Source organism: Kribbella soli (genome assembly GCF_004331345.1).
GTDB classification, from domain to species: Bacteria; Actinomycetota; Actinomycetes; order Propionibacteriales; family Kribbellaceae; genus Kribbella; species Kribbella soli.
Genome location: NZ_SJJZ01000002.1, coordinates 1,637,290 through 1,658,803, shown reverse-complemented (window position 1 = coordinate 1,658,803; position 21,514 = coordinate 1,637,290). Strand labels below are relative to the sequence as shown.

Annotated in this window: 19 protein-coding genes; 12 read left to right on the top strand and 7 right to left on the bottom strand. The window is 69.2% G+C overall.

Annotation, left to right across the window (positions count from 1 at the left end; genetic code table 11):
• Positions 1 to 5 precede the first annotated feature (5 nt).
• Positions 6 to 1,283, top strand: coding sequence for an ABC transporter substrate-binding protein (locus tag E0H45_RS22020; protein WP_131340084.1), 1,278 nt, complete (start codon positions 6 to 8; stop codon positions 1,281 to 1,283).
• Positions 1,283 to 2,431, top strand: a complete 1,149-nt coding sequence (locus tag E0H45_RS22015; RefSeq protein WP_131340082.1) for an ADP-ribosylglycohydrolase family protein — start codon at positions 1,283 to 1,285, stop codon at positions 2,429 to 2,431. Before E0H45_RS22020 ends, E0H45_RS22015 begins: the two co-directional genes overlap by 1 nt.
• 3 nt (positions 2,432 to 2,434) lie before the next feature.
• Here the strand turns inward: E0H45_RS22015 and E0H45_RS22010 are convergent, their stop codons facing one another.
• Complete coding sequence (locus E0H45_RS22010) at positions 2,435 to 3,259, bottom strand: discoidin domain-containing protein (RefSeq protein WP_131340080.1); 825 nt, start codon at positions 3,257 to 3,259, stop codon at positions 2,435 to 2,437.
• 12 nt (positions 3,260 to 3,271) lie between these two features.
• Positions 3,272 to 4,897 (bottom strand): alkaline phosphatase D family protein, encoded by a 1,626-nt coding sequence (locus E0H45_RS22005; RefSeq protein WP_238155138.1) that lies wholly within the window; start codon positions 4,895 to 4,897, stop codon positions 3,272 to 3,274.
• Between the two features lie 20 nt (positions 4,898 to 4,917).
• On the opposite strand from E0H45_RS22005, the gene E0H45_RS22000 reads away from it, so the two are divergent.
• The 8 genes from E0H45_RS22000 to E0H45_RS21965 all read left to right on the top strand — a co-directional run bounded on the left by E0H45_RS22000 (position 4,918) and on the right by E0H45_RS21965 (position 14,720).
• Complete coding sequence (locus E0H45_RS22000) at positions 4,918 to 6,216, top strand: ADP-ribosylglycohydrolase family protein (protein WP_131340078.1); 1,299 nt, start codon at positions 4,918 to 4,920, stop codon at positions 6,214 to 6,216.
• On the top strand, positions 6,206 to 7,099 hold the full coding sequence (locus E0H45_RS21995; protein ID WP_131340076.1) for a ribokinase: 894 nt from the start codon (positions 6,206 to 6,208) through the stop codon (positions 7,097 to 7,099). Before E0H45_RS22000 ends, E0H45_RS21995 begins: the two co-directional genes overlap by 11 nt.
• Positions 7,096 to 9,084, top strand: coding sequence for an SUMF1/EgtB/PvdO family nonheme iron enzyme (locus E0H45_RS21990; protein ID WP_131340074.1), 1,989 nt, complete (start codon positions 7,096 to 7,098; stop codon positions 9,082 to 9,084). Before E0H45_RS21995 ends, E0H45_RS21990 begins: the two co-directional genes overlap by 4 nt.
• Entirely contained in the window at positions 9,081 to 10,268 is a 1,188-nt protein-coding gene (locus E0H45_RS21985) for a CaiB/BaiF CoA transferase family protein (protein WP_131340072.1), read from the top strand. The genes E0H45_RS21990 and E0H45_RS21985 overlap by 4 nt, the downstream gene beginning before the upstream one ends.
• 12 nt (positions 10,269 to 10,280) lie before the next feature.
• On the top strand, positions 10,281 to 11,108 hold the full coding sequence (locus tag E0H45_RS21980) for an HpcH/HpaI aldolase/citrate lyase family protein (protein ID WP_131340070.1): 828 nt from the start codon (positions 10,281 to 10,283) through the stop codon (positions 11,106 to 11,108).
• 9 nt (positions 11,109 to 11,117) lie between these two features.
• Complete coding sequence (locus E0H45_RS21975) at positions 11,118 to 12,710, top strand: phytoene desaturase family protein (protein ID WP_131340068.1); 1,593 nt, start codon at positions 11,118 to 11,120, stop codon at positions 12,708 to 12,710.
• Positions 12,711 to 12,950: 240 nt separating this feature from the next.
• Positions 12,951 to 13,352: a TIGR03668 family PPOX class F420-dependent oxidoreductase gene (locus E0H45_RS21970; protein ID WP_131340066.1), complete on the top strand. Its 402-nt coding sequence runs from the start codon at positions 12,951 to 12,953 to the stop codon at positions 13,350 to 13,352.
• A gap of 123 nt (positions 13,353 to 13,475) precedes the next feature.
• Positions 13,476 to 14,720, top strand: a complete 1,245-nt coding sequence (locus tag E0H45_RS21965; protein WP_131340064.1) for an RNA polymerase sigma factor — start codon at positions 13,476 to 13,478, stop codon at positions 14,718 to 14,720.
• Here E0H45_RS21965 and E0H45_RS21960 read toward each other — a convergent pair.
• Genes E0H45_RS21960 through E0H45_RS21945 form a run of 4 tightly spaced genes read right to left on the bottom strand, consistent with a single transcriptional unit; the run spans position 14,710 to position 17,530 of the window.
• Positions 14,710 to 15,774, bottom strand: a complete 1,065-nt coding sequence (locus tag E0H45_RS21960; RefSeq protein ID WP_131340062.1) for a class I SAM-dependent methyltransferase — start codon at positions 15,772 to 15,774, stop codon at positions 14,710 to 14,712. The genes E0H45_RS21965 and E0H45_RS21960 overlap by 11 nt on opposite strands.
• A gap of 18 nt (positions 15,775 to 15,792) precedes the next feature.
• Positions 15,793 to 16,764, bottom strand: coding sequence for a Gfo/Idh/MocA family protein (locus E0H45_RS21955; RefSeq protein ID WP_238155137.1), 972 nt, complete (start codon positions 16,762 to 16,764; stop codon positions 15,793 to 15,795).
• Between the two features lie 8 nt (positions 16,765 to 16,772).
• Positions 16,773 to 17,240: a zinc-binding dehydrogenase gene (locus E0H45_RS21950; protein ID WP_131340058.1), complete on the bottom strand. Its 468-nt coding sequence runs from the start codon at positions 17,238 to 17,240 to the stop codon at positions 16,773 to 16,775.
• Between the two features lie 5 nt (positions 17,241 to 17,245).
• Entirely contained in the window at positions 17,246 to 17,530 is a 285-nt protein-coding gene (locus E0H45_RS21945; RefSeq protein ID WP_238155136.1) for a LacI family DNA-binding transcriptional regulator, read from the bottom strand.
• An 85-nt stretch (positions 17,531 to 17,615) separates the two neighbouring features.
• Between E0H45_RS21945 and E0H45_RS21940 the strand changes: the two genes are divergently transcribed.
• Both E0H45_RS21940 and E0H45_RS21935 read left to right on the top strand, forming a co-directional pair.
• Positions 17,616 to 18,920 (top strand): acyl-CoA dehydrogenase family protein, encoded by a 1,305-nt coding sequence (locus tag E0H45_RS21940; RefSeq protein WP_131340056.1) that lies wholly within the window; start codon positions 17,616 to 17,618, stop codon positions 18,918 to 18,920.
• Positions 18,920 to 20,122, top strand: a complete 1,203-nt coding sequence (locus E0H45_RS21935; protein WP_131340054.1) for an acyl-CoA dehydrogenase family protein — start codon at positions 18,920 to 18,922, stop codon at positions 20,120 to 20,122. The genes E0H45_RS21940 and E0H45_RS21935 overlap by 1 nt, the downstream gene beginning before the upstream one ends.
• Positions 20,123 to 20,161: 39 nt before the next feature.
• Here E0H45_RS21935 and E0H45_RS21930 read toward each other — a convergent pair whose 3' ends face one another.
• Entirely contained in the window at positions 20,162 to 21,373 is a 1,212-nt protein-coding gene (locus E0H45_RS21930; RefSeq protein WP_131340052.1) for a tyrosine-type recombinase/integrase, read from the bottom strand.
• Positions 21,374 to 21,514 lie beyond the last annotated feature (141 nt).

Genomic DNA, 21,514 nt, shown 5'->3' with positions numbered 1-21,514 from the left:
AGGTAATGAAGAAGGTATTGACCGCGTTGCTCGCGGCGGGAGCGCTGGTGACGCTCGCCGCGTGCGGTGGCAACAGCGACGACGGCGGTTCGGGCTCGTCGAACGAGAAGGTGACGCTCAAGTTCCAGAGCCTCGCTTTCCAGAAGACGACCGTCGCCGCGACCAAGAAGATCGTCGCGGACTGGAACGCCGCCAACCCGAACATCCAGGTCGAGTACGTCCAGGGCAGCTGGGACTCGGTGCACGACCAGTTGGTCACCCAGTTCCAGGGCGGGACCGCGCCGGACATCATCCACGACGAGTCCGCCGATATCACCGGTTTCATCAACCAGGGTTACCTCGCGGACCTCTCGCCGTACCTGAGTCAGGAGACCAAGGACGCCGTCTCGCAGGGCGTCTGGGACACGGTCTCCAAAGACGGCAAGGTGTACGCCGCCCCGACCCTGCTGCAGTCGTACGTCGTGTTCGCGAACTCGGCCGCGCTCAAGTCGGCCGGGATCACGGCGACCGGTGACTCGCTGAGCTGGGACGACCTGGCCGCCGACGCGAAGAAGCTCACCGCGGGTGGCAAGTACGGTCTCGGCTGGGGCCTGAAGAGCCCGACCGCGACGATGCTGAACCTCGGTGCGAACTTCGACGCGAAGTTCTTCGACGGCTCGGGCAAGGACGCCAAGGCGACCATCGGCGACGCCGAGCTCGAGGTGCCGAAGCGGATCCACGCGATGGCCTACGACGACAAGTCGATCGATCCGACCTCGCTGACCCTGAGCGGCACCGACGTACTGCCCGGGTTCTACGCCGGCAAGTACGGGATGGTTGTGGCCGGCAACTACGTCGCGCAGCAGATCCTCCAGGAGGCGCCGAAGACGTTCCAGTGGGAGGTGCTGCCGCCGCTGAAGGGCACCAGCACCAAGCAGGCCGCGAACCCGCAGACGCTGTCCGTGCCGGCCGAGGGCAAGCACATCGAGCAGTCGGCCAAGTTCATCGACTACTACATGAAGGCCGAGAACCTGGCCGCGGTCGGTCAGGGCGACTGGCTGATCCCGACCACCCAGGCGGCCCGGGACGCGGTCCTGAAGGCGACCGGCGGCAAGAACGGCTGGCAGCAGATCCTGGCCAGCGGCGCCGAGCTCACCAAGGCGCCGTTCCAGAGCGTGGAGAACTACCCGCAGTGGAAGGACCAGATCGCGACGCCGGCGTTCCAGCAGTACCTGGCGAACAAGACCGACGCCGCGGCGCTGGGCAAGAAACTGAGCGACGGATGGGGTCAGGTCAACAACTGATGCAGGACAAGACCAGCACCACTTTGGAAGCGAAGGCGGTCGGCGCGCTCGTCGGCTCCGCGGTCGGTGACGCGATCGGTGGAGCCGTCGAGGGCTGGACCCCGGAGGCGATCCGGGAGCGGCACGGCGGCTGGGTGACCGGCATCGTCGGTCCGTGGTACGACGACTGGCGGACGGCTCGCCCGATCGCGCCGTACCACAAGGGCGACGGGCACATCACCGACGACACCTTGATGACGCACGCGCTGGTCGAGGTGTACGACGAACGCCGGTCGCACCTGGACGCCTACGCGGTCGCCGAGTCGCTGGTGCCGAAGATGATCGACGGGACCCGCTGGATCCCCGAGCTCGAGGCGGACGCGCTGCTGCTGCAGCGGGTGTTCCTGGCCGAGAAGTGGCTGGTCGCCCGTCTGCACTACGGGCACGTCGATCCGCGCGAGGCCGGCGTCGGCAACATCGTCAACTGCGGTGCGGCGATGTACATGGCGCCGGTCGGGATCGCCAACGCGGGCGACCCCGAGGGTGCGTACGCCGAGGCGCTCGACGTCGCCGGTGCGCACCAGTCGAGTTACGGGCGGGAGGCGGCCGCGGTGTTCGCGGCCGCCGTCGCCGCCGCGATGGTGCCTGGGGCAACGGCTTCGTCAGCGGTCGAAGCGGCACTGCTGCTGGCCAAGGACGGCACTCGGAGGGCCGTCGAGGCAGTGGCAGGAGCAGCCGACGGACTGACTGATTGGGAACAGGCGATTCCCGTGCTGCGCAAGGCGATCGAGCCGTACGACACGGTCGGCCCGAACTACCGCGAGCTGTCGATGGACGCCCGCCGCCCGAGCCGTACCAAGGCGATCGAGGAACTCCCGGTCGCGCTCGGCTTCGTGCTGGTCTCCGAGGGAGATGTACGGCGGGCCGTGCTGGGCGGCACGAACTACGGCCGCGACGCGGACTCGATCGCGTCGATGGCCGGCGCGATCACCGGCGCGTTGAGCGGACAGGACGGCGTACCGGCGGACTGGGCGGGCGAGATCGCGGAGGCGAGCAAGACCGACCTGGTGCAGCCCGGTCTGGTGATGGCCTCGGTCGTGAAGGACATCCGGGCGGCCGATGCCGAGCGGTGGGCCCGGCGTTCGGCCGCTTTGGACGCTCTGGTCTGAATGTCAGTTGCTGTAAGCCTCGAGTTCGACGATGCGGGAGTAGCCGTGGTCGTTGGAGTCGTGGATGACGAGCTGGACGGCCTCGACAGCTCGGGGCTCGAAGGTGATCGTGACGCGTCCTGTGGTGTTGGCGCGGACCTCTTGGATAGTTGTCCACGGGCCGGTGCCGGTGCGGACCTGGAGGTCGAAGTCGCGGATGCCCATCACCGCCGCGGGATAGGTGGTCGAGTCGAGGGTCTGCAGTACGACCCGGCCGATCGTCGTGGGTTGGACGAAGTCGACGCCGTACGTGTCGGGGAAGACGCCCTTGGTGTTGTCGTGCCAGCCGCTGGCGCCCCACTGCGCGGAGTCGGCGTTGCCGTCGACGCCGCCGCACAGCCGCATGTTGCCGTTGGTGGACGACGCCACGGCCTGCTCGCCGAGCAGGACGTCGTCGCGGGCCGGGACGGGCTTGATCACTACCGGAACGTGCAGGCTCTCCTTGCCGACGGTCAGGTCGACGGTGTGGGTCGCGGGCGCGGTGCCGCGCGGGACGGTGATCTCGAGCGGGGCCTTCACCAGTTGGTCGACCGGCAGGTAGCTGGAGAACTGGTGCCGGGACAGCGTGAGTGCGGCGTCCCCGGACACGCGCATGTCCGCGATCGTGGGTTTGCGGCCGGTGTTGGTCATGCCGAGGGTGAGTCTGCCGGCCGGGAAGCACGGCAGTGGGACGACCTCGACCGGTTGGGGCGTGGCACTGATCTCGAGGTGGTTGTTGCCAGTAGCAACGGCAACGGCGGGAACGAGAAGTGTCAGTGGGACGGCGACGAGGGTGAAGCGTCGGAGCATGGTCGGGTCCGTTCAGGCGAGGTGGGTTCCGGGGCGGCCGTCCTCGACGACCAGGGTGGCGCGGGTCGACGCCGTACCGCCGGGTGTGACGACGCGGTCGACGATGCGGAACTCGGACGTCCACTGAGTGCGGTCGAGGCGGCAGCTGAGGTAGCCGCGCTGGACGTTCTGGTACTTGACGTGCGGGTTCTCGGCGAGCAGCGCGCGTCCGGTCGCGTCGGCGTCGACTCCGTCCTTGCCGGACGAGATCGACGTGGTCACGAACTCGGTCCCGATCGCCGGAGTGGACGGGTCCGCGAAGTTCACTCGCAGGTCGGAGGCGACACTTCGGTGCAGGTCTCCGGTCAGTACGACGAAGTTGCGCACGTCCTGGTCGCGAACGCTGGAGAGGACGCGGTCGCGGGATGCGGCGTACCCGTTCCAGGTGTCCATCGGCAGCTCGAGCTCAGGACCGGTCTTGCGGTCGAGCTGGGCCATCGCGACCTGTTGAGCGACGACGTTCCAACGGCTCGTCGAGCGTCCGAGCGTGTCCAGGAGCCAGCGTTCCTGGGCGTCGCCGGTGATCGTGCGCGCCGGGTCGATCGACACTTCGTCCGGCGGCAGCCAACCGCCGGTACTCGTCTGGTCGTCGCGGAACTGCCGCGTGTCCAGGACGCTCAGGTCGGCGGTTCGGCCGTACCGGAGATGGCGATGCAAGCGGATCGACGGGCCGTCGGGGGACTGGTCGAGACGCAGCGGCATGTGTTCCCAGTACGCGCGGAACCCGTTGGCCCGGCGTACCAGGAAGTCGTCGTGCGGAATGCCGTCCTCGGACACGTACCCGGCCCAGTTGCCCTCGACCTCGTGGTCGTCGAGCGTGACGATCCACGGCGCCGCCGCGTGCGCGGCCTGCAGGTCCGGGTCGGTCTTGTGCAGCGCGTACCGGGCCCGGTACTCGTCGAGCGTGAAGATCTCGCCGGCGAAGTCGACCGGCACAGCCTGGTTCCGGACGCCGGCCGTCGGGCCGACACCGACCTCGTAGATGTAGTCACCGAGGAACAGCACGACATCGTGCTCCCGGCGTACGACGTCTTGGTAGGCGGTGTAGAACCCGTCGTAGAAGGCCTGGCAGGACGCGACCGCCATCGTCACGGCCGGCTCGTCGGACGGCGCGGGTGCGGTCCGCGTACGACCGACCGGGCTGATCTGACCGGCGGCGCGGAAACGGTAGAAGTAGTGCCGCCACGGACGCAGCCCACGTACGTCGACGTGCACCGTGTGGGCGTACTCCGCACGGGCGTGCGCCGTGCCGCGACGTACCACTCTGCGGAACGTCGCGTCCTCGGCGACCTCCCACTCGACGTCGACCGTGCGGTCGTCCATACCGCCGAACGGTTCGAGCGGACCGGGTGCGAGCCGGGTCCAGATCACCACGGCGTCCGGCAGCGGATCGCCCGAGGCGACGCCGAGGGTGAAGAGCGGCCTTTTGTCGGTGCGATGCGATATTCCTGCTGCATCGACGAGATCGGGGAGGTTGCCGGACATCGCGAGCGCTGCGGCAGCGCCCGTGGCGGTCAGAAAGCTGCGGCGGGTGACCGTGGGCCGAAGTATCGGCCCGCGCCGAGAGAACGATCCAGGTGGGCGTTTCGCCTGGCGCAACAAGGGAAGGAAGCAGTCCGATGAGAATGACCTGGGTGCAGCCGGAGGATCTCCTCCCGCACCAACTGGTCCAGGCGCGGTCGGAAGGCGTTGACGTCACCGACGTGCAGGCCCGCTGGCTCGCCGCCGGCGGTACGACGGACGCACCGGTGTCCGGTGCCTCCGACGAACCGGCGACGCCCGCGCTGCGTGCGCTTGCTCGCGAGCTGCTCGACGTGCTCGACGCCAGGACAGGGGAGTGGCGCGAGCCCGCGATTCCGGACTTGCCCTCGCTGGGTGCACCGGTCGATCTCGAGGCCCGGACGTTGAACGCGTGGCTCGGGCGGATGGCCGGCAACCTGCTCGGCAAGCCCGTGGAGAAGATCCCGCGCGAGGGCATCCGGGAGATCCTGGCCAGTTCCGGACAGTGGCCGCTGACGCAGTACATCACCGCCGTCGGCGTACCGGACGACGTGCAGCAGCGGTGGCCGTGGAACCGGCGCTCGAAGGTGAACAGCCTGCGCGAGGTCATCGACGGTATGCCCGAGGACGACGACATCAACTTCGCGATCCTCGCGCTGCTGATGATGGAGCGGTTCGGGCCGGGGCTGACCACGGACGACGTGGCACAGAGCTGGCTCGGCGACCTGCCGGCCGGCCGCGTGTTCACCGCCGAACGTGTTGCCTACCGCAACCTTCTGGAAGGGGTCGAGCCGGCCCGCGCGGCCGTCGTCGGGAACCCGTTCCGGGAGTGGATCGGCGCGCAGATCCGGACCGACGCCTACGGCTGGACGCATCCTGGCGACCGGACCACGGCCGCGCGGCTCGCGCTCGTCGACGCCCGGCTCAGTCACACCGGCGCCGGTGTCGACGGCGCGCTCTGGGTCGCCGCGATGTCGGCAGCCGCTCTGGTGCTCGACGATCCGGTGAAGGCCGCGGTCGCCGGACTGGACGTGATCGGCGGACAGGGTGCGATCGCTCGCGCGGTCCGGTTCGGACTGACCCTCGCCGATGCCGAGCTGGACGACGCCCTCGACGCTCTGCACGCCGAGTACGGCGACCTGCATTGGGTACATGCGGTGAACAACACCGCACTCACCGCGTACGCGCTGACTGCCCCGGATTTCACCTCGGCGATCGGTCGCGCGGTGATGGGCGGCTGGGACACGGACTCGGCCGGCGCTACGGTGGGCGCGGTTTTTGGCGCGACGCGGGGGGTTCCGGCAGAGTGGTCTGCACCACTGGACAACCGGGTGACCACAAGCCTCCCGGGGATGAACCAGATCGCGATCGACGAGCTGGCGCGGCGGACTGTGGAGGTGGCCCGGGGTGGAGCCTGAGGTTGTTGTTGTCGGTAGTGCGAACGTGGACCTGGTGTTGCCGGTCCAGCGGATCCCGCGGCCGGGGGAGACGGTTCTGGCGGGAGCCATGACGCGTGGTCCGGGCGGCAAGGGAGCGAATCAGGCGGTGGCGTCGGCGCGCGCCGGTGCGCGGACGGCGATGGTGGTCGCCCTCGGCGACGACGAGGGCGGTGCGCTGTTACGGGCTGCGCTCGAGGGCGTGGACCTGACGCTGGCGACGACCAGCGACGCCCCGACCGGTACGGCGATCATCACGGTCGAGGAGAGCGGTGAGAACTCGATCGTGGTCGCGCCCGGCGCGAACGGTGAGCTGACGCTGTCGGCGGAGGCCGTGGCCGCCATCGGACAAGCGAAAATCGTGCTTTCCCAATTGGAGATCCCGTTCGCGACCGTCCAGGCGGCGGCCGCTGCATCGGCGTACTTCATCCTGAACGCTGCTCCGGCGGCCGAGCTGTCGGACGAGCTGCTCGCCGAGGTCGATCTGCTGGTGGTGAACGAGACCGAGGCCGAGGCGATCGCCGGGCCGGACCGGTCCGCACTGCTGAAGAAGGTGCCGGCCGCGGTCGTCACCCTCGGTGGGGCCGGCGCGGTGATCCTGACCCGGGACGCGGACGAGATCGCGGTTCCTGGCGTACCCGTGGAGGTGGTCGACACGACGGCCGCGGGAGACACGTTCTGTGGGGTGCTGGCTGCAACGTTAACTGTTGCATCAGCTAACGACTCGATCACTGGAAGCGACCTGACGAACGCGGTCCGACGCGCTAACGTTGCTGCTTCATTGAGTGTTCAGGCCGCGGGGGCGATTCCCTCGGTGCCTCACGGGGATGCAATCGACGCGCGTTATGCGGAGGTGTACCTGTGAATCCGCTCGAACCGCGGCCCATCGATCTACCCGGCAGGGTCGATCTCGGGCTCGGGACCGACTTGTCCTTCCTGGACGACGCCAAGATCCTCGGCGCGCCGGAGGACCCGGCCGACCTGCCGCGGTGGCGCGCGAAACTGGCCGAATGGCGGTTCGGCGCGATCGAACGGACCCGGTACGACGGATCGCACTACAACGAGCCCGGTCGCGAGTGGACCCAGACGGCGTACTCGGTGGCGCTCGTCTGGCTCTGGGACGACCTGCTCTACAACGTGGAGACCGGGAGGTTCACGCCGGAGAAGTTCGTCGAGCACGGTGTCGCCGAGTTCGGCGGGTACGACGCGATCGTGCTCTGGCACGCGTACCCGGTGATCGGGATCGACGACCGCAACCAGTTCGACTTCTACCGCGACGTACCGGGCCTGCGTGCGTTGATCGACGACTTGCACCGGCTCGGCCTGAAGGTGTTCTTCGACTACAACCCGTGGGACGTCGGTACCCGCCGGGCGGACCGCTCCGACTCCGACGAGTTCGCGACCCTGGTCACGGACTACGCGGTCGACGGCGTGTTCCTGGACACGCTGAAGGAGGGCGACCCGAAGTTCACCCGCGCGATCCGGCAGGCGAACCCGGCGATCGCGCTGGAGGGTGAGTCGCGGTTGCCGATGGCAAGGATCGGCGATCATGCGCTGTCCTGGGCACAGTGGTTCGCCGACACGCGCGCGCCCGGCGTACTGCGGGCGCATCTGTTCGAGCGCCGGCACATGATGCACCACACCCGCCGGTGGAACCGGGACCACAGCGACGAACTGCAGTCCGCCTGGGTGAACGGCGTCGGCATGCTGGTCTGGGAGTCGGTGTTCTCGGCGTGGGTCGGCTGGAACGCCCGCGACCGCGCGACGCTGCGCCGGATGGTAGCCGCGCAGCGTGCGTTCGCGCCGGTGCTGATCGCCGGCGACTGGATCCAGCTGACGCCGGAGATCCCGGAGAAGGCCCGCGACCACGGCGTCTACGGGTCCCGGTTCGACCTGGCCGACATCACGTTCTGGACGCTGATCAACCGCCACGACGAGGACTTCGACGGCATCGTGCTGCGCTCCGAGGACCAGGTCGGCGACTGGTACGACGTGACCTCGGGTGTCCCGATCACCGCGGACGACGACGGCGTACACCTGACCGTGCCGGGGCGTGGCGTCGCCGGGATCGTCCGGGTCGGCGCGACCGCCGGCGCGTCCTGCCGGGCCACCGCACGCAAGCTGGGCACGATGCCGCGGGCGCATGTCAGCGAGTCCGCGTTCCCGATGCGTCCGGCCGAGCGGGTCGTAGTGCCACCCGTTTCAGGACCTGCCGAGATCGGTCCGACGGTCGACGTACCGGCCGGAGAGCGGACGTTGACGGTCCGGCACCGGCGGCGCGAGACCGGGCTGTACGACACCGCGCCGTACGTCGAGGAGTGGAAGCCGCTGCCGCCTCGCCTGCACGACATCCAGACGGTCGAGCGTGAGGTCTCGCTGCCGGGCGGGTCGGTGGCGATCGCCGAGGTGACCAACGCGGAGTACTTGGCCTTCATGCAGGCGACGGGCTATCGGCCGCTTGTCCCGAACCGGTTCCTGCAGCACTGGGTCGACGGTGCTCCGGCGCCCGGGACCGAGGACCAGCCGGTGACGTACGTCGACCTGCCGGACGCGCGGGCGTACGCCGCGTGGCGTGGCGGCCGGCTGCCCACCGAGGACGAGTGGCAGATCGGGGCTCTCGAAGAGGGTTTCATCCGGCGTGAACCGCTGGTGTGGAACCTGACCGAGAGCGAACACCGCGACGGCCGCAGCCGGTTCTGCATCCTCAAGGGTGGTTCGCACTATGTTGCCGAGGGCTCCGACTGGTACGCCGACGGCGGGCCGCAGGACCCGGACGTCAGCTTCAAGCTGGTGCTGACCGGCGGCGGGCTCGACCGCTCGGAGAACATCGGCTTCAGGTGCGCCGGATGAGGCCTGCTCCGCTCGACGGGGTGAAGGTGCTGGAGGCGGCGACGTTGTTCGCGGGACCGCTGGCGGCGACCTTCCTCGGCGACTTCGGCGCCGACGTCACGAAGATCGAGCACCCGTCCCGCCCGGACGCGGCGCGCACGCACGGCTCCTCGAAGGACGGTGTCGGGCTCTGGTTCAAGACCCTCGGCCGGAACAAGCGGCTCGCGACGCTGGACCTGTCGCGCGGCCGGGACGTGTTCCTCGAGTTGGTGCGCTCTCACGACGTACTCGTGGAGAACTTCCGGCCGGGGACGTTGGAGCGATGGGGCCTTGGCCCGGAGGTGTTGCTCGAGGCGAACCCGCGGCTGGTGATCGCGCGGGTGACGGCGTTCGGGCAGGTCGGACCGTGGTCGCGACGTCCCGGGTTCGGGTCGCTGGCCGAGGCGATGAGCGGGTTCGCTGCGGTCACGGGTGAGCCGGACGGGCCGCCGACGTTGCCGCCGTTCGGACTCGCGGACGGGATCACCGCGCTCGCTACGGCGTACGCCGTCCTGGTGGCGCTGCGCGAGCGGGATCGGTCCGGGGCGGGGCAGGTGATCGACATGGCGATCATCGAACCGATCCTGATGATGCTCGGCGGCGGCATCACGGCGTACCAGCAGACCGGGTACGTGCAGCCGCGGCTCGGGAACCGGTCGTCGAACAACGCCCCGCGGAACGTGTACCGGACCGCGGACGGGCGGTGGGTCGCGGTGTCGACCAGCTCGCAGAGCATCGCCGAGCGGGTCGTGACGCTGGTCGGGCGCGCCGATCTGGTCGCGCAGCCGTGGTTCGCGACCGGACGCGAGCGGGCCCAGCACGCCGACGAGCTCGACGACGCGGTCGGCTCGTGGATCGCGGCGCGGTCGCTGGAGCTCGTGATGGAGGAGTTCGAGAAGGCCGAGGCTGCGGTCGGGCCGGTGCACGACATCCGCGGGATCATGACCGACCCGCAGTACGCCGCGCTCGGGACGATCGTCAGCGTGGACGACGACGAGCTCGACGGACCGGTGCAGATGCAGAACGTGCTGTTCCGGCTGTCCGCGTCGCCGGGGGCGATCAAGTGGGCGGGCCGGCCGCACGGCGCGAACACCGACGAGGTGCTCGCCGAGATCGGCGTCACGCCGGATCAGCTGGCGGCGCTGCGCGCAGCTGGAGTTGTGTGAGGGGGCGTTGAAGTGCTGACCGCACTGTATGTTCCGGCCAACCGGCCGGACCGGTTCGCGAAGGCTGTTGCCGCGGGCCCCGATCTGGTGGTGTTCGATCTCGAGGACGCGGTACCGGTCGCCGACAAGGCAGACGCGCGCGGCTGGGCGGTGGCCTGGATCGCGGTGAACTCCCACGGGCCGGTAGAGGTCCGGGTGAACGCGCTCGGCACGCCGTGGATCGCGGACGACCTGGCGGCGATCTCCGCCGTACCGCAGGTGCGGTTGCGGGTGCCGAAGGTCGAGAGCGCCGCCGATGTGCGGGAGGTGCTCGAAAAGGTGCCGTCGGCAAGGATCACGGCGCTGATCGAGTCACCGCTGGGTCTCGAGCGGGCGTTCGAGATCGCGACCGCCGATCCGCGCGTCGTCGCGGTCGCGCTCGGCGAGGCGGACCTGTCCAGTGCGCTCGGGGTGGACGGGCCGGAGGGTCTCGCCTGGGCGCGCGGCCGGCTGGTGTCGGCGTCGCGCGCCGCTGGCCTGGGTGCGCCGATGATGTCGGTCTACCCGCATGTGCACGACCTGGACGGACTTCGGCGTACGTCGCAGGAAGGCCGGGCGCTCGGCTTCGTCGGCCGTACGGCGATCCACCCGCGGCAGCTCGCCACGATCGTCGAGGCGTTCACCCCGTCGGAGATCCAGGTCGCCGAGGCGGAGGCGCTACTGGCGGCCGTCGAGAAGGCGGATGTGGCCAGCGGCGGCGTGATCGTGCTCCCCGACGGGCGCATGGTCGACCCCGCCATGATCGGCCGCGCCCGCGAGCTCACCACCCTCATGCAAGAGATCGAAGCCCGCTCCGGTTAGGCTCGAACCATGCTGCCGCGCAGTGTTGATGCCGTGGTGATCGGTTCGGGGCCGAATGGGCTGGTGAGCGCGATCACGCTTGCCGACGCGGGCTGGGACGTGCTGGTCCTGGAAGCCGCCGACACGTTCGGCGGTGCCGTCCGGTCGACCGAGGACGGCGGCTGGATCAGCGATCGTTTCAGTTCGAACTACCCGCTCGGGGTCGCGTCACCGGTGCTTCGGGCGCTGGAACTCGAGAAGTTCGGCCTGAAATGGGCGCATGCCCCGCTCCCGCTCGTCCACCTGCTCGACTCCGACGGGGCCGCGGCCACGATCCATCCGGATCCGGAGGACACCGCGAAGTCGCTCGGCGCCGAGCATCCGGGCGACGGTGACGCGTGGTTGCGCCTGTATCAGCAGTACGTGTCGGTCCGGGAGCCGCTGCTGAACGCGCTGCTCACCACCTGGCCGCCGCTCGGGCCGGGGCTGAAGCTGGCCCGGAAGCTCGGTTCGGCGGGGGAGTTGCTGCGGTTCGCGCGGTTCATGGCGATGCCGATGCACCGGATGGGTCAGGAGCTGTTCGACGGGCGGCACGGGCCGGCGATCATCGCCGGGAACGCGCTGCACGCGGACGTGCCGCTGTCCGGCAGCGTCAGCGGAACGATGGGCTGGCTGCTCGCGATGCTGGCCCAGGACGTCGGCTTCCCGGTCGCGGCCGGCGGGTCCTCGGCGTTCTCCGGCGCGATGGTCCGGCGGGCCGAGCGTGCGGGCGCGTTGCTCGTCCCGGGTACGCCGGTGACCGGGCTCGAGGTGTCCGGGGGCCGAGTGACCGCCGTACACACTGCCTCCGGTGAGACTGTGACCGTCGAGCGCGCCGTCGTCGCGGACACCTCCGCACCGGCGCTGTACGGCGAGTTGTTGCCGCAGGCACTCATTCCGGGCGGGCTGCGGCGGGACCTGGACGAGCGGTTCGAGTGGGACTACCCGACGGTCAAGCTGAACTTCCGGCTGAGCGGCCCGATCCCGTGGACGTCGGTGGAGGCACGTTCCGCAGGCGTCGTACACCTCGGAGGTACGGCGGACGACCTCGTGCACCTGTCCGCCGATCTCGACACCGGGCGGGTGCCGTCGCAGCCGTTCCTGCTGATCGGCCAGACCACGAAGACGGATCCGACCCGGTCGCCGGACGGAACCGAGGCGGTCTGGGCGTACGCGCACCTGCCGCGCGGGATCTCCGACGACGCTGCGGCGGAGAAGCTGGCCGGCCGGATGGAACGCGCGATCGAGCGGTTCGCTCCCGGCTTCGGCGACCTCGTCATCGACCGCGACCTGCAGCGCCCGTCGGCGCTGGAGTCCGGGAACGCGGCGCTCGGCTTCGGCGCGCTCGGCGGCGGGACGATGCAGCTCCACCAGCAGCTGGTCTTCCGCCCGACGATCGGCCTGGGCAGCGCCCGCACCTTCGTCGAGGGCCTGTACCTGGGCAGCTCCGCCATCCACCCCGGCGGCGGCGTCCACGGAGCCTGCGGCCACCTGGCCGCCCGAACCGCCCTCCGCGACGCCTCCCTCCTGGGCCCCCTGACCCGCAAACTCCCCACCGCAACCCTCCGCCACCTGCAGCGGTGAACCCCTCCCCTCACCCCGCCACAAACCGCACCTCTCCTCACCACCACATCTCGCCCGCCCCATTTCCCTGGCTGACCCAGGCATTTGGCTGGCCGACCCATGAGGTTGTGCCTTTGCCACCCATATTCAGGGTGACGAACCCCGAACTTCATGGGTGGGCCAGTCAAATTCCTGGGTGAGCCAGGCAAATGAGGTGGGGTGGAGGGGTGGGGTGGTGGTGGTTAGTGTCGGAGGGTGCGGATGGATGAGGGGACATGTCGGGCTCGGGTGGCGGCGGCTCGGGTTGGGCGGTTGGCGACTGTGGGGGTGGATCTGCGCCCGCACATCGTCCCGGTGACGTACGCCGTACATGCGGACGAATTGTTCATCGCCGTCGACCAGAAGCCGAAGTCGACGACCGCGCTCAAGCGGCTGCGGAACATCGCCGCTCATGAGCAGGTCGCCGTGCTGGTGGACGAGTACGACGAGGACTGGGCGCATCTGTGGTGGGTCCGGGTCGACGGGACCGCGCACGTGGTGCCCGAGCACGCGGCGGCGGTTGAGCTGCTGGTGGCGAAGTACCCGCAGTACGAGGCCGACCCGCCGCAAGGGCCGGTGATCGCGATCAGGGTCGAAACGTGGTCGGGTTGGTCGTTTAGCTGACCGGCAGCTCGACAGGAGGTGTCTGCCCGGCCAGGCCGCGGTCACGCTCAGCGGGTCGGCCGATCCGGCGTAGTGGACGTATACGTACTGTCGTGCTGCAGGCTGACGCGTAGGGTACGGGGGATGGACGAGCACGTGAGTGTGGAGGGCCTGCTGCGGGAGCTCGCGCCCCAGGTGCTGGGGTTTCTGGCTCGGCGGCACGGGCAGTTCGACCTGTGTGAGGACGCCGTACAGGAGGCGTTGCTGGCGGCGGCGACGCAGTGGCCGGTGGACGGCGTACCGGCGAATCCGCGGGGATGGCTGATCACGGTTGCGACGCGGCGGCTCACCGACGCTTTCCGGAGCGAGAACGCGCGGCGGCGGCGCGAGGACAACGTCGCGGCGATGGCCGGTCCTGAGGAGTTGGTTTCGCCTGGTGCCGATGTGGACGAGGCACCGGACACCGACGACACGTTGACGCTGCTGTTCCTGTGCTGCCACCCGGCGGTGACACCGGCTTCGCAGGTCGCGTTGACGCTGCGGGCGGTCGGCGGTCTGACCACCGCGGAGATCGCGCGCGCGTTCATGGTGCCAGAGGCAACGATGGCGCCGCGGATCAGCCGGGCGAAGAAGAGCATCAAGGCGGCGGGCAGCCGGTTCGTGATGCCGCCCGAGCCGGAGCGGGCCGAGCGGCAACGCGTCGTACTGCAGGTGCTGTACCTGATCTTCAACGAGGGCTACACGGCCAGCTCAGGCGAGGAGTTGCAGCGGGTCGAGCTGACGGCGGAGGCGATCCGTCTGACGCGGATGCTGCGAGCGGCGCTGCCCGACGACGGTGAGGTCGCGGGTCTGCTGGCGTTGATGTTGCTGACCGACTCACGCCGGGCAGCGCGGACGACTCCGGACGGCGGCCTGGTGCCGATCGACGAGCAGGACCGGTCGTTGTGGGACCGCGAACAGATCACCGAAGGCGCCGACCTGATCCTGCACACGCTGCAGCAGGGCGCGGTCGGGTCGTACCAGTTGCAGGCCGCGATCGCCGCCGTCCATGCGGAGGCGCCGAGCGCGGACGAGACCGACTGGCGGCAGATCCTCGCGTTGTACCTGCTGCTCGAGAAGCTCGCCCCGAACCCGATGGTGACGCTCAACCGTGCGATCGCGCTCGCCCAGGTCGAGGGTCCGCAGGCCGGTCTCGACCTGCTCGCGACCCTCGAGGACGACAAGAACATCACCGAGACCCATCGGCTGGACGCGGTCCGCGCCCACCTGTACGAGCGCGCGGGGGAGCCGGCCAAGGCGCACGAGCATTACCTCGCCGCGGCCCGCCGTACGACGAGCCTCCCGGAACAGCGCTACCTGCAGGCGAAGGCCGACGCGGTCACGGGATGAGTCGGTAGAAGCGGAACAGCGAGGTGTGGAACGGGAGGATCTGCACTTCCTGGAATCCTGCCTCGGTGGCGTACCGGCGGAGCGTCGCCGGCCGCATGACCGCGCCGGTCGCGGCCGATTCCGGATCGCCCATCGCGTCCGGCAGGCAGGACATCAGGCTCCAGCCGTAGTGGTACCGCTCCAGCTCCGAAGCCGGGGCGGTGAACTCGTCCTCGACCAGTTCGTCGAGGATCAGGACCGAACCGCCTGGTGCCAGCAGTTGCCGCGCGCTCCGCAGCGCGTCGACGGGTCGCGGTATGTCGTGCAGGGCCTCCAGGATCGTGACCAGGTCGAACCGGCCGCTCTGTGAGGCGTCGGATGCGTTCGCGACCGAGTAACTGACGCGATCACTCAGTCCTGCGCTTTGTGCATGCTGGGTTGCGGCGGCGATGGCGTCCTCGTCGAGGTCGAGACCGTGCACGGTGATGTGTGGATAGGCCTGGGCCATCGCGATCGACGACCAGCCGGTGCCGCAGGCGAAGTCGGCGACCCGGGCGGGTGGGTCGGCGCGGAGCCGCTCGTCGATCTCGGGAATGGCGGGCAGCCACTGTTTGCCGAGCAGGTTCAGGTACGTCGGCCGATTGAACTCGGCCCGTCCTTCTGGCTCCCACGGCTGGTGCGGCGGCGCGTCGCCGGTGCGGTACGCCTCGACCAGGTCGGGCAGCATTCGGGCCGCCCGGGCGAGCTCGACTCCCTTGTAGCCGTGGTAGTCGACGTGGTCCGGGTCAGCCAGCACCGGAACGTGCTCGGGCGGCAGGGTGTAGCGCCGTTCGGTGGGCGCCGCGGTGACGTCGTCGACGTCGACGAGTCCGCTGGCGGCGTGGTGCTCCAGCCATTCGCGGATGTAGCGCTCGTTGGTGCCGGTGCGTTCGGCCAGCTCGACCGACGTCGCCGGGCCCTGCCGGGCGAGCGACTGGTACAGGCCCAGGCGCTCGCCGAGGTAGATGGAGTAGAGCTCGAGCGCGGCTCCGGCGTTCCGGAAGATCCGCTCGACGAGTGCGTTGGTCCGGTCCATGAACGGATCGTACTGACGTCAAGCGGTGCTGACCCGCCGGCCGGTCTCGTGGGATTCGATGGTCGCGTGGGCGAGTGCAAGCGCTCGTCGGCCGGCGCGTGCGTGGACAGGTGGTTGCTCGCCGGCGCGGAGTGCGGTGAGCAGAGCGTCGACGTGGCGGTCGAAGGTGCCTGCGAAGTTGCGGGCCTCGTCGTCGAAGTACGTCGAGTGCCAGCGCTGCTCGACCGGGTCGCCGGCCTTGGAGAACGTCAGCGCGCGGACTGTGTCGTGGATGACGAGGCGGCCCTTCGTGCCGTTGACCTCGATGCGTTGCGTGTCGGGGTAGGCGTACGACGAGTCGTACGTGCCGAGCATCGTGCCGACCGCGCGGTTCTCGAAGTCGAGCGCGAGCGCGATCGTGCTGAACGCGCCGTACGTCTTGTCGGTCAGGTGTGCGGAGACCGCGGAGATCGGGCCGACGAGGTGTTCGAGCATGTCGAAGCCGTGGCACTGGGTCTCGATCAGGTTGGCGTGCGGGGACCGGCCGCGGTTCGCCTCGCCGCCGAAGCGCCAGGTCGCGAAGATCAGGTCGCCCAGTTCGCCCGCGTCGATGAGAGCCTTCGCGCGTTGCACGGGTTCGGCGTACCGGTGGTTGAAGTTGATCGCGAAGAAGTGGTCGCGGGCCTCGGCTTCGGCGAGCAGGGTGTCGGCCTCGGCGAGGTCGAAGACGAGCGGCTTCTCGACCAGCAACGGTACGCCGGTACGCACGAGCTTCAGCGTGACGTCGTAGTGGTCCTCGTTCGGCAGGCAGACCGTGACGAGCTCCGGGTGCTCGCTGCGCAGCATCTCGTCGAGATCGGTGTACGGCGTCGCGCCGTACCTCTCGGCCCGCGCCTGGGTCCGCGCCGGTGTGCGGCCGCAGACCGCCACCAGTTCGGTGTCCTCGCGCCGGGAGAAGATGCGCGCGTGGTGCTCGCCCCAGCCGCCGGCGCCGACCACCGCGACCCTCATGCGGCCCCTCATGCGACTGAGTCCTGCGTGACCACGACCTTGCCCGTTTCACCGGCCATGAACAGGCGGAACGCCTCTGCGATGTCCGCGACCGGGAAGCGGTGGCTGATCACGCGTCCGATGAGCTCCTGGTGTTCCTGGAGGAGAGCGAGGTTGCCCGGCATCTCGTCATACCGGAAGTACTCGCTGCCGAGGACGGCGTGTTCGGGGCTGATCAGGTCGCGGGACACGTCGAGCGTGACCGCTTCGCCGTGGCCGACGCAGATCAGGGCGCCGCGCTGGCTGATGATGTCGAGCGCCGCGCGGCGGGCGGATTCCTTGCCGGACGAGTCGAAGGCGAGATCGGGGTTCCCGGCCTTGGTGAGGTCGTCGGCCGGCACCGGGATCGCACCGAACGATTCAGCGAAGTCGAGGCGCCAGGGGGAGAAGTCGGAGATGTAGACCGGTACGTCGGCGCCGTACTTGAGCTTGCTCATCACCGTCAGGCCGAGCCCGATCGGGCCGGCGCCGGCAATGTAGACGCTCTCGACGTCCTGCCGGACCAGCGCCGCGCGCGGAAGGTCGGGACGGCCAGCGTCACGGTGCCGGTGCGGCCGGTGCGCAGCCGGCGGGCGGCAGTGTTCGGGCGGTAGCCGAGGGCGTCGAGGCTCGCCTGGACGCGGGCCCGGGTCGCGGGGGACACGTGGACGTAGTTGTTCACCACGTTCGAGACGGTCCGCTGCGAGACGCCTGCGTGCCGCGCCACGTCGGACATGCTGACCGCCACCGCTGCACTCCTTCTGAGCCTGGGTGCGTCAGGCTACCAACGGGAAAGCGTGACCTGGGTTGTAACTTCGGTTTACAGTAGCGGCATGAGCATTCAGGAGCGGACGCGCGGGCGGCGGGACGCGATCGGGGTCGGGGTCGCCCTGCTGAACCGGCTGGCCCAGTGGCGGGCGATCGACCGGCTCGGGCTGCGGAAGCCGGCCGAGCGGGCGGTGTTCGAGGCGACCAAGACCGGTTTCCGGACGGCGGGAGCGCTCTCCCGGCGTTTCTCGGCGGCATCGAAGCTCGCCGCGCCGTCCCGGCTGCCCGCGGCGAAAGGGACCGGACGGTTCGACCTGACGCCGACCGAGGACCAGCAGATGATGGTCGACGTCGTCCGCTCGTTCGCCGCCGACGTACTGCGTCCCGCTGCCGCCACCGCGGACACCGCGTGCGTCACGGAGCCTCAGGTCCTGGAGTCGTCGGCCGAGCTCGGGCTGAGCCTGATCGAGGTCCCGGAGGAGCTCGGCGGCATCGTCACCGAGCGGTCCGCGCTGACCGGCGTACTGGTCGCCGAGGCGCTCGCCCACGGCGACCTGGGGCAGGCGGTCGCGTGTTTGGCACCGTCCGCGGTGAGTACGGCGATCTCGCTGTGGGGCGACGAGACGCAGCAGGCGACGTACCTCCCGGCCTTCACCGGCTCGTCGGTTCCGGCCGCGGCGCTCGCGCTGCTCGAGCCGCGGCCGTTGTTCGATCCCTTTGAGCTGCAGACCCGGTTCACCGGTGGGCTGCTGAACGGCGTGAAGTCGTTGGTGCCGCGGGCTGCCGAGGCCGAGCTGTTCGTGATCGGCGCGCAGACCGACACCGGGCCGCGGTTGTTCGTGGTCGAGCCGGACCATCCGGGCGTCACGATCGAGGCCGAGCCGTCGATGGGGTTGCGGGCCGCTTCGTTGAGCCGGGTTCTGCTGACGGACGTGCCGGCTGTGCCGTTGGGGTCGGTGGAGGACTACGCCGAGTGTGTGCGGTTGTCGCGGCTCGGGTGGTGCGCGCTGTCGTTGGGTACGGCGCGGGCGGTGCTCGACTACGTCACGCCGTACGTCAACGAACGCACGGCCTTCGGCGAACCGATCAGCCATCGGCAGTCGGTGGCGTTCATGGTCGCGAACATCGGGATCGAGCTCGAGGGCATGAAGCTGGTGACGTACCGAGCCGGATCGCGTGCCTCGCAGGGTCTCCCGTTTGCTCGGGAGGCGGCCTTGGCACGGCGGTTGTGTGCCGAGAAGGGCATGCAGATCGGGACCGACGGCGTACAGCTGCTCGGCGGGCACGGGTTCGTGAAGGAGCATCCGGTGGAGCGGTGGTACCGCGACCTGCGGGCGATCGGCGTGATGGAAGGTGCGGTGCTCGTCTGATGATCAACCTCGAAACTCCTCGCAAGTTCAGGGCCTTCGTCAACCAGGCGCATCAGGTGGCGGCCGAGATGCTGCGGCCGAACTCGCGCCGGTACGACCTCGCCGAGCACGAGTACCCGGTCGAGCTGGACATGCTCGCCGCGATGGTCGACGGATTAGGTGCCTCGGGCACCGGTTCCGGCGCGGGCGCCTCCGGCGTACGGCGTACCGCTGCCGCCGAGGACGGCGTCGTGAACGGGTCGAACCTGTCGTCGGTGCTGTCGATCATGGAGATGTGCTGGGGTGACGTCGGGCTGCTGCTGTCGATGCCGCGTCAGGGCCTCGGCAACTCGGCGATCGCGTCCGTCGCGTCGGACGAGCAACTGCAGCGCTTCGACGGCGTGTGGGCCGCGATGGCGATCACCGAGCCGGGCTGCGGCTCGGACTCGGCCGGCATCCAGACCACCGCGCGGCTCGACGGCGATGCCTACGTGCTGGACGGCGAGAAGATCTTCGTCACCGCCGGCGGCCGCTGCGACGCGGTCGTCGTCTGGGCGACGCTCGACAAGTCGCTCGGCCGGGCCGCGATCAAGTCGTTCGTGGTCATGAAGGACACGCCCGGCATGACCGTCGAACGCCTCGAGCACAAGCTCGGCATCCGCGCCTCCGACACCGCGACGATCCGCCTCGAGAACTGCCGCGTCCCGGTGGAGAACCTCCTCGGCTCCGCGGACATCGACAAGGGCTTCGCGGGCGTCATGCAGACCTTCGACAACACCCGCCCGCTGGTCGCCGCGATGGCGGTCGGCTGCGCCCGCGCGTCCCTGGAACTCACCCGGGAGTTGCTGTCCGAAGCCGGTGTACAGATCGACTACGACCGCCCCGTCCACCTGCAGTCCGCCGCGGCCGCGACGTACCTGGCCATGGAAGCCGACTGGGAAGCCGCCTACCTCCTCACCCTCCAGGCCGCCTGGATGGCCGACAACGGCCAACCCAACTCCCTCCAAGCCTCCATGGCGAAAGCCAAAGCCGGCCGCACAGCCAACGACATAACCCTCCGCTGCGTAGAACTGACCGGCACCCTCGGCTACTCCGAACACCACCTCCTGGAGAAATGGTCCCGAGACAGCAAAATCCTCGACATCTTCGAAGGCACCCAACAAATCCAACAACTAATCGTCGCCCGCCGCCTCCTCGGCAAGACCTCCGCCGAGCTCAAATAGCCTTGCTTGCAAGGGCTTCCGCCATCCCTGGATCCCCAGCTAGGGCAGTTCGGGGCCCGGGTCGGGAGGCTCGAGCTCCGGGCCGATTTCTGTCCTGGTCCGTGACTGGTCCGTCAGCCGCCGCGCAAGTCGCGTTAGCCGCCGGTCGACGGCCTGTCGGGCACGGTCGTACGACGACGGCAGCATGTGCGTGTACATCTGCAGTGTGAACCCTGGGTCGTGATGACCGAGGTACTCGGAGAGCTCCTTGATGTTCACGCCGTCCGCGAGGGTAATGCTGGCGAAGTAGTGACGAAGCGCGTGCAGCCCGGTCGTACGGTCGGTTTTGAAGCGCCGGCGGCCGCGGCTGTCTTTGTAGGGCGGCGGGATCACGCCGACTGCTGCGAGAGCCGGCTTCCACACGAGCTCGTCATGCAGACGCGCCGTGAGGTGTCTGCCGTCAAGCCAGCTGAAGATCAGGTCATACTCCTGGATGTCGCCATCGAGCTTCTCCCAGGGCAGCGAGATGGTGGTCGTTCCGAAACGCTCGATGTGGCTCTGGACCGCCTTCGCAAGCACGGGTGCCATCGGAACGAAACGCTCCTTGTCGTTCTTGGGAAGGGCGAAGACGAATTCCTTCCCCAGGCGCTTCACCTGACGCCGGACTCTGATGAGCATGAGGCTGAAGTCGAAGTCGTCGACTGAGAGCCCGAACAGCTCACCCTGCCGCAGACCGGCTGCTGACGCGATCGTCGGAAGCAGCCGGAACCGCTCAGGGTGTGCCTCGACGATGCGCTCCACCGTCTCGTCCGACCAGGCAACGACCTTGGAGAACCGTCTACTGGGCTTCTTGACGATCTTCGACTGCCCTGGGTTGCGCTTGATGAGTTCGTCGGCGACCGCGAGCTCAAGACACCCGTTGAGCACCAGGAACGCGCTGCGAGCCGTCGACGGCCCATAGGCACCCATGATGTCGGTCAGCCAGACTGCGACCTCCGACGGCAGGATGCTCTTGACCATCCGCCGCCCGAACACCGGCTCCACATGGAGCCGCCACTTCGACTCGTACTGAATCTCGCTCGCAGGATCGATCGTCCGCGACCCCATCCACCGAGGCCAGATCTCCTCCAGCCGCACCTTGCCGGCACTCGGATCGAGGTAGTCCCCCCGATCCCGATCCGTCTCCATCGCGTTCGCGTACCGCAGCGCGGCCGTCTTCGTCTCGAACGCCCGGGACTTCTCCTTCCCCTGCGGATCGGTCCAAACCCCCAACCACCGCTTCCCCCCACCGCTCCTCGTCCCGCTCCCGCGTCACCTTCCCATCGGACTGCGTGACACCCGTCGTCCACTTATCCTTGGCAAACGCCACCGCCGCCTCCTCGACCCACTGACACAGACCGAGCTCAACGTTTG

Coding starts and splice junctions, on each gene's coding strand:
- E0H45_RS21940 (WP_131340056.1), top strand. CDS start 17,616: ATGAGCATTCAGGAGCGGACGCGCGGGCGGCGGGACGCGATCGGGGTC.
- E0H45_RS21965 (WP_131340064.1), top strand. CDS start 13,476: ATGGACGAGCACGTGAGTGTGGAGGGCCTGCTGCGGGAGCTCGCGCCC.
- E0H45_RS21935 (WP_131340054.1), top strand. CDS start 18,920: ATGATCAACCTCGAAACTCCTCGCAAGTTCAGGGCCTTCGTCAACCAG.
- E0H45_RS22015 (WP_131340082.1), top strand. CDS start 1,283: ATGCAGGACAAGACCAGCACCACTTTGGAAGCGAAGGCGGTCGGCGCG.
- E0H45_RS22010 (WP_131340080.1), bottom strand. CDS start 3,259: ATGCTCCGACGCTTCACCCTCGTCGCCGTCCCACTGACACTTCTCGTT.
- E0H45_RS21955 (WP_238155137.1), bottom strand. CDS start 16,764: ATGAGGGTCGCGGTGGTCGGCGCCGGCGGCTGGGGCGAGCACCACGCG.
- E0H45_RS21960 (WP_131340062.1), bottom strand. CDS start 15,774: ATGGACCGGACCAACGCACTCGTCGAGCGGATCTTCCGGAACGCCGGA.
- E0H45_RS22000 (WP_131340078.1), top strand. CDS start 4,918: ATGAGAATGACCTGGGTGCAGCCGGAGGATCTCCTCCCGCACCAACTG.
- E0H45_RS22020 (WP_131340084.1), top strand. CDS start 6: ATGAAGAAGGTATTGACCGCGTTGCTCGCGGCGGGAGCGCTGGTGACG.
- E0H45_RS21975 (WP_131340068.1), top strand. CDS start 11,118: ATGCTGCCGCGCAGTGTTGATGCCGTGGTGATCGGTTCGGGGCCGAAT.
- E0H45_RS21985 (WP_131340072.1), top strand. CDS start 9,081: ATGAGGCCTGCTCCGCTCGACGGGGTGAAGGTGCTGGAGGCGGCGACG.
- E0H45_RS21970 (WP_131340066.1), top strand. CDS start 12,951: ATGGATGAGGGGACATGTCGGGCTCGGGTGGCGGCGGCTCGGGTTGGG.
- E0H45_RS21950 (WP_131340058.1), bottom strand. CDS start 17,240: ATGAGCAAGCTCAAGTACGGCGCCGACGTACCGGTCTACATCTCCGAC.